The 7,061-nt window shown below is 38.4% G+C and carries 6 protein-coding genes; 4 read left to right on the forward strand and 2 right to left on the reverse strand.

Going from position 1 to position 7,061, the window contains the following annotated elements; genetic code table 11:
• Positions 1 to 61 precede the first annotated feature (61 nt).
• The 4 genes from mnmG (at position 62) to CVS92_RS08345 (ending at position 4,907) form a co-directional block, all read left to right on the forward strand.
• A complete protein-coding gene (mnmG, locus tag CVS92_RS08330; RefSeq protein WP_107789135.1) occupies positions 62 to 1,927 on the forward strand; it encodes a tRNA uridine-5-carboxymethylaminomethyl(34) synthesis enzyme MnmG in 1,866 nt (621 codons plus the stop codon).
• 175 nt (positions 1,928 to 2,102) lie between these two features.
• A complete protein-coding gene (gene petA, locus CVS92_RS08335) occupies positions 2,103 to 2,606 on the forward strand; it encodes a ubiquinol-cytochrome c reductase iron-sulfur subunit (protein ID WP_021091707.1) in 504 nt (167 codons plus the stop codon).
• Between the two features lie 10 nt (positions 2,607 to 2,616).
• Positions 2,617 to 3,861, forward strand: a complete 1,245-nt coding sequence (locus CVS92_RS08340) for a cytochrome b (RefSeq protein WP_021091658.1) — start codon at positions 2,617 to 2,619, stop codon at positions 3,859 to 3,861.
• 2 nt (positions 3,862 to 3,863) lie between these two features.
• On the forward strand, positions 3,864 to 4,907 hold the full coding sequence (locus CVS92_RS08345) for a c-type cytochrome (protein ID WP_107789136.1): 1,044 nt from the start codon (positions 3,864 to 3,866) through the stop codon (positions 4,905 to 4,907).
• Positions 4,908 to 5,587: 680 nt separating this feature from the next.
• On the opposite strand, the gene CVS92_RS08350 is transcribed toward CVS92_RS08345, so the two are convergent.
• Both CVS92_RS08350 and CVS92_RS08355 read right to left on the reverse strand, forming a co-directional pair.
• Positions 5,588 to 5,875: a hypothetical protein gene (locus tag CVS92_RS08350; protein WP_107789137.1), complete on the reverse strand. Its 288-nt coding sequence runs from the start codon at positions 5,873 to 5,875 to the stop codon at positions 5,588 to 5,590.
• 44 nt (positions 5,876 to 5,919) lie between these two features.
• Positions 5,920 to 6,981, reverse strand: coding sequence for an MBL fold metallo-hydrolase (locus tag CVS92_RS08355; RefSeq protein ID WP_234398728.1), 1,062 nt, complete (start codon positions 6,979 to 6,981; stop codon positions 5,920 to 5,922).
• Positions 6,982 to 7,061: the final 80 nt, after the last annotated feature.

Below are 7,061 nucleotides of genomic sequence, written 5' to 3' on the forward strand. Positions count from 1 at the left end.
AATTTAAATTTTATATGCTTTTGGATAAAATCACACAATCAAAAAATAGGAAAAATTTATCATGAATTATGAAATAATCGTTGTTGGCGGCGGACATGCAGGCATTGAGGCAAGTCTTGCGGCTGCTAGAATGGGCAAACAAACTTTACTTATCACGATCTTAGCCGAGCAAATAGGCGCTGCAAGCTGTAATCCGGCCATTGGAGGCCTTGCAAAGGGACATCTTGTAAAAGAGATCGACGCGCTTGGCGGTCAAATGGGGCTTACAACTGACGCTGTTGGTATCCAGTTTCGCGTGCTAAATGAGAGTAAAGGCCCAGCAGTGCGTGGTAGCCGCGCTCAGATCGATATGGATAGATACCGCGTTTATATGAGAAATTTGCTTTTAAACACGCCAAATTTAGAAATTTCTCAAGAGATCGCCACTGAAATTTTAAGCGAAAATGGCGAAGTAACTGGCGTTAAAACCCATCTAAATAACATCTATAATGCAAGAAAGGTGATAATCACCACTGGTACATTTTTAAATGGGCTAATTCACGTTGGATTTAACAAACTAGAAGCCGGCCGTGTGGGCGAGCTAAGTGCAAAGGATCTAAGCTCTAGTCTAAGAGAGCTTGGGCTAAATTTAGGAAGGCTAAAAACCGGAACATGTCCAAGGATCGATGCAAAAACGATAAATTTTGAAATTTTAGAAAAGCAAGATGGCGACGCAAAGCCAGTTGCGTTTAGCTTTAGAACTAAAAATTTCTCCCCAACGCAGCTGCCATGCTATATTGCCTATACAAACGAAACCACGCATGAGATAATTCGCTCAAATTTCGACAAAGCGCCACTTTTTACAGGCCAGATCGAGGGCATCGGACCAAGATATTGTCCAAGTATCGAGGATAAGATAAACCGCTTTGGCGACCGCGACAGACACCATCTTTTCATCGAGCCTCAAACACTTGAAGCTACAGAGTACTATATAAACGGCTTTTCAACTAGCTTGCCTTATGAAGTGCAAGTGCAAATGCTACGCTCTGTAAAGGGCTTTGAAAATGCAAAAATCGTAAGGCATGGATACGCTATCGAATATGACTACGTCGAGCCAACACAGCTAAAACATAGTTTAGAGACAAAAAAGGTAAAAGGTCTTTATCTAGCTGGGCAGATAAACGGTACGACTGGATACGAGGAGGCCGGCGCTCAGGGGCTAATGGCTGGCATAAATGCAGCGCTTTCGCTTGAAAATAAAGAGCCGCTTGTCTTACGCCGCGATGAGGCATATATCGGCGTTTTGATAGATGATCTTGTCACAAAAGGAACAAAAGAGCCATATAGGATGTTTACGAGTAGGGCGGAGTACCGATTGCTTTTGCGTGAGGAAAATGCCATTTTAAGGCTTGGCGAATATGGACATGAGCTTGGACTTATTGATGATGAGATTTTTAATGAAATTGAAGCTATCAGGCAAAATTTAAAAGATGGGCTTGCTTACCTTAACAATACGCAAATTACGCCGAGCAAGCAAAATTTAGAGCTTTTAGCTAGCCTTGATGAAGAGCCAATAAGCCAAAATGTGAGCCTTCAAAAGATTGTCGCACGCAAGAGCTTTACGGCTGAGAAACTAAGAAAGCTTGATCAGAAATTTGCAAATTTAGATGATGCGAGTGTGGATCAAATTTTAACCGAGTGCAAGTATCAGCACTACATAAATGAGCAAAAAAATCAGATAGAAAAAATGAAAGATATGATGGATGTGAAAATTCCTGAAAATTTTGACTTTAGAAGTGTGAGTGGTCTTAGCAATGAAGTGGTTGAAAAGCTTGAGAAATTTGCTCCGCCGACGCTTTTTGCTGCGAGTGAAATTTCAGGCATCACGCCAGCTGCGATTGATATCTTACATATCTATATAAAGATGAATGAGAAAAAGTTTGGCTGATTTTGATTTTTGGTTTAGTTCAAAAAGCCATAAAGCTTAAAAATTTTTTCTTAAAAATCAAAATTTACGTTTAAGTTAAAATTAACATTATTTTTGCAGATTATATTTAGAAATTATACTTTTTTAATTTTTTGAGAGTATAATCGTTAAGAATTTATTTATAGAAAGGAATTTAATGTCAGTAAAGCAAGAAAGACGTAGCTTTATCGGCCTTGCGTTTGGTGCTGTGGCAGCTGTCGGCGGCGCTATGTCACTAGTGGCTGTTAAAAAGACTTGGGATCCACTTCCAAGCGTAAAAGCTGCTGGTTTTACAACAGTTGATCTAAGTCCGATCAAAGATGGAGAAATGAGGCAGGTTGAGTGGCGTAAAAAGCCTATTTTCATCCTCAAAAAAAGTCCTGATATGGCTAAAAATGACAAAAGAGATGTTGTCGTGGGGGATGCTAGATACGTAGTTCTTATCGGACTTTGCACGCATCTTGGCTGTATACCTGAGTATAAAGCAAGCAAACAAATGTTTGTATGTGCCTGTCATGGCGGCGAATTTAACGCCGACGGAATGCAAACATACGGACCTCCTCCAAGACCACTTGATATACCACCATTTAAGATCGATGGAACCAAGCTAGTTCTAGGCGAAACAAGCCCAGAATACGAAAAATTAGTAGCAAAAGCTTAGGAGGATAGCAATGTCTTTAGCTCATAAATCAACTGGCGTTATTGACTGGCTTGATCAACGCCTAGCTTTTACAAAACTTATAAAGGTTCTAGTTAGCGAATACTGGATTCCAAAAAATATAAATTTCCTTTGGGCAATGGGCGTTATTTTAACAACGCTTTTTATGCTCTTAATCGTTACTGGTTTTTTACTTTTAATGTATTACAAACCAGATGTAAATTTAGCATTTGATAGTGTAAATTATACTATTATGCAAGAGGTCGAGTATGGCTGGCTTTGGCGTCACATTCACGCAGTTTCAGCTTCTACGATATTTCTTATTATGTATATTCACTTGCTTACTGGACTTTACTATGGTTCATACAAAAGAGGCAGAGAGGTTATTTGGATAAGTGGTATGGTGCTATTTATCTGTTTTTCAGCAGAGGCATTTAGTGGTTATATGCTCCCATGGGGACAGATGAGCTACTGGGCGGCAACTGTTATCACTCAGCTTTTTGGTGGTGTACCAGTTATTGGCGATGCTTTAGTTGAGTGGATTAGAGGCGATTACGCAGTTGGCGACTCAACACTTACTAGATTTTTTATGCTTCATGTTTGTTTATTGCCACTTGTAACGATAGCTGTTTTGGTTATTCACTTCTACTCTTTAAGAGTTCCACACGTTAATAACCTAACAAGCGAAGATATCGACTTTGAAGTAGAGGCACAAGAGTATCTACACGGCGATAGAGCGAAATCTAAAGTTATACCATTTTGGCCAGGATTTTTGGCAAAAGACTTTATGTATGTATCATTCTTTATGATATTTGTCATCTATCTTGTTTGCTATCACTTCAACTTTGCAATGGATCCTATCAACTTTGAGCCAGCAAATCCACTAAAAACCCCACCACATATCTATCCAGAGTGGTATTTCTTGTGGCAATATGAAATTTTACGTGGCTTCTTCTTTGATATAGCTGGAATTTCTGCTTATAATATTGGTCTTATCGCGTTTGCGTTTGCAGGTGTTGCATTTATGCTTATACCTCTTCTTGATAGAAGCGATCTTGTAGCTCCAGCTCACAAAAGACCACTATTTTTTATATGGTTTTGGGTTTTAGTTGTCGATCTTATCGTTTTATCTATATATGGTAAGCTCCCAACAGGTGGTTATAATGACTGGATAGGATTTTATTCATCATTGCTATTCTTGTTCTTATTTATAATTGCGTTGCCAGTTATAACAATACTTGAAAGAAAGAGGGGCTAATTATGAAAGAGCTTAAAATTTTTGCCATTGTTGTTATTCTTTCAGGTGTTTTATATTGGGGTATTGAGCCTTATGCTCACACAAAGCTTCATCCACACACTGCAAATGCTGAGTACAACTTCTCAAAAGAAGATACTGACTATGCAAAGCACTTTTTAGAGCAAAAAAAGACAGCACTTGAGGCTGCTAAGGCTAGCGGAAATAAGGCAAGTATAGACGCGGCTACAAAAGATGTAGAAGTAGCACAAAAAATTCTTGATGACTATACGGCATTTTGGAATGACATTAACTCTATTGATCTTACAAAAGGTGACGCTACAAAGGGTGCTGATACTTTTGTAGCAGCAGGATGTACAGGATGCCACGGTATAGAGGCAGCAGGTATGCCAGCTGGTATGGATGCTGAGACAGCTAGTCAAAGCTTTGGGGTAGTGCCACCAGATCTTAGTACCGCTGGTAAAATTTATGATGATAAATTCTTAGCCGCACTCATTAAAAATCCAAATATGGCTTTAAAGCTAACTCATAAATTTAACGACGAGCATCCATTTCCGATGACCGCATTTATGGGTGCTGGTGGTGATATAAATGCCGAGACTGCCGATATAGTAGCTTATTTGAAAAAGGTATCTGCTGATTATGAAAAGACAAACAATAAGATCACTGAAGAAAAGGTTTTCGCTGATGCATGTCAAAGATGTCATGATATGAAATATGACAAAAAATATGCATTTAGCAATAAAGTAAGCCTTGCTGCTTATATGGGCTCAAATCCACCTGATCTATCGATGATGATCCGTTCAAAAGGTGATGAGTATTTACATAAATTTATAAACGATACTCAAAAGATGCTACCAGGTACTGCAATGCCAAGAGTTGGCTTAAATAAAGCTGCTGAAGACGACGTGGTAGCTTATATCCAAAAAGTAGGCGACAAGAAGAAGGCTGAGCGCGAGAGCACAGGGCTTTATGTCATGATCTACTTCTTTATATTAGGAATTTTTGCTTGGCTTTGGAAACGCAAAGTTTGGAGCGAACTACACTAAAATTTAAGAGCCTCTTTGGCTCTTAAATCCTCTCTGGTAAATTTACATATATAAATAGGTATTTTTTAAATTTATTCTTTTATAAATTTAATCAAGCTGTCTTTGTAAATTTTAAAATTTCATTCACTTGTAAGAGCTGACTGCTAAAATCTAGTTTTACTTACCACTTGGCTCAAATTTTAGAATCGAAATTACTCATTAAAGTTTGATTGAAATTAACAAAACTGCATGCAGTGCTTTAGCACTAGAGCATGCCCTTTGAACGTGTCAGGGAAGAGGGATTGTTAAGGGAGAAGGGAGTGACTTCGTAATTTAAGCTCCCTTCTCCCTTAATAAAAGAATAGGAGTTATATGGTCTATATGCTTTGCAAATTTTAAAACTTTCATTTACTCGCAAGAATTTGACTATTGATTTTAGGTCCCGCAAGGCTTGCCACTAAAATCAAAGCCAAAATTACTCGTTTATGAAATTTTAAATTTGCCTAAGATTCTAAAAATAGTAGCATACCAGTGCTGCCATGTAAGCTATGAATACATAAGCGTTTCGGCATAAAATAGAAATATATCTGAGTTTTAACGGTTGCTATTTAAATAAATTTATTTTAAGCAAATCACTCACCAAAACCCACCAAATTCCACAGAAGTAGTAAAATTTAGCTCCGCATCAAGCCTATTTAAAACTAAATTTCCTTGGCGATCTTGCTCATTTTATTGAGTAGTTTTTCACGTTCATTTGGCTTTAGGTTGCCGTATTGAAGCTTTGTTATCATCTGCATGAAGTCAAATTGTTTAAACATTTGCGCATCGCTTCTTAGCTCTTTTTCTAGCTGTTTATAAATTTTTTCAGTCTCTTTATTTGCTTTTTCTAAATTTTGTAAAAAGCTTCCAGTTGCGCTCATATCAAGGTCACTTTTTGCAGCTTTATCGATGACATTTTTTAGATTTGCTAAATTTTCAGAAATTTTCATCAGCATTTCCTTTTGGATTTTAAAATTTAGAGCAAATTTTATTCCTAAATTTTCTCCCACCACTTTTTTCTAGGCGGATTTTGGGTAGTGAAAACTTCTCCGATCATCGGCGTTGCGTAGTTTAGCTCAAGTTTTGTCGCTGCCTTTTCAAAACGCTTGATCGGCTCATCCCAAGCGTGATAAGATAGATCAAATTTGCCCCAGTGCACCGGTACACCAAGCTTTGCACCAAGATCTTTTAGTGCTTGCGCCGACTTCTCTGGCTTCATATGCACGTAAGGCCAGCCGTCGCCGTAAGCACCATTTTCTATAAAAACTAGATCAAAGGCGCCAAATTTCTCATTTATCATCTTAAAGTGATTGCCATATCCGCCATCTCCGCTAAAATAAAAGCTAAAGCCAGCCTTTTGAGCCGCCCAGCCACCCCAAAGCGTCGTATTTCTTTTAAATGTGCGCCCACTAAAGTGCCTTGAAGGACAAAACGTGAAGTTTAAATTTCCTATTTTTTGATCACCAAACCAGTCAAACTCATAAATTTTGTCTTCATCAACACCCCATTTTACGAGGTGAGCTTTTACGCCAAGTGGCACTAGAAATTTGCAAATTCTATCTTTTAGCTCAAGTATCGTTTTATGATCAAGATGATCGTAGTGATCGTGCGAGATGAGGGCGATGTCGATCACATCTGGGTAATCGCTAGTGGTGATATCATGCTCGTAGGTAAATGGCTTACCGCCAATTGGTAGTGGAAATGCTCGGTGCAAAACTGGATCTGTGATAATAGTTTTGTCATCAAGCTTGCAGATTAGGCTAACGTGCCCAAGCCAGATAAACTCGCCGTTTTTGAGGGCTTTTGCGTCAAATTTTAAATTTGGCAAAGGCTTAGTTGGTAGCTTACCTTTTGGTGGAAAGAGTGCTTGCGGAATGTAATTTAACATAGATGCTTGCGGATTATTTTTTACCATATCAATCGTTGGCTCTAAATTTATAAAAACTTTGCCGTTAAAATTTGGCGAAGCCTTTATCAGTTTTTGGCTTTTAATATCTGGCACGCCACCAAAAACTGGGGCAAATCTCATAAATACAAAAACTGCAACAATAAGCAAAAGGACTATCTCTTATACAACTCTGACGCTGCCCACGACACAATATGTGTACCTCTTGGTGCCGTCCGTAGCTGTTAACA

This window comes from Campylobacter concisus, from assembly GCF_003048555.1.
Taxonomy (GTDB): Bacteria; Campylobacterota; Campylobacteria; order Campylobacterales; family Campylobacteraceae; genus Campylobacter_A; species Campylobacter_A concisus_AO.

What these genes read in the sequence shown, in the direction of transcription:
- mnmG (WP_107789135.1), top strand. Translation starts at nt 62, where the DNA reads ATGAATTATGAAATAATCGTTGTTGGCGGCGGACATGCAGGCATTGAG.
- CVS92_RS08345 (WP_107789136.1), top strand. Translation starts at nt 3,864, where the DNA reads ATGAAAGAGCTTAAAATTTTTGCCATTGTTGTTATTCTTTCAGGTGTT.
- CVS92_RS08350 (WP_107789137.1), bottom strand. Translation starts at nt 5,875, where the DNA reads ATGAAAATTTCTGAAAATTTAGCAAATCTAAAAAATGTCATCGATAAA.
- CVS92_RS08340 (WP_021091658.1), top strand. Translation starts at nt 2,617, where the DNA reads ATGTCTTTAGCTCATAAATCAACTGGCGTTATTGACTGGCTTGATCAA.
- petA (WP_021091707.1), top strand. Translation starts at nt 2,103, where the DNA reads ATGTCAGTAAAGCAAGAAAGACGTAGCTTTATCGGCCTTGCGTTTGGT.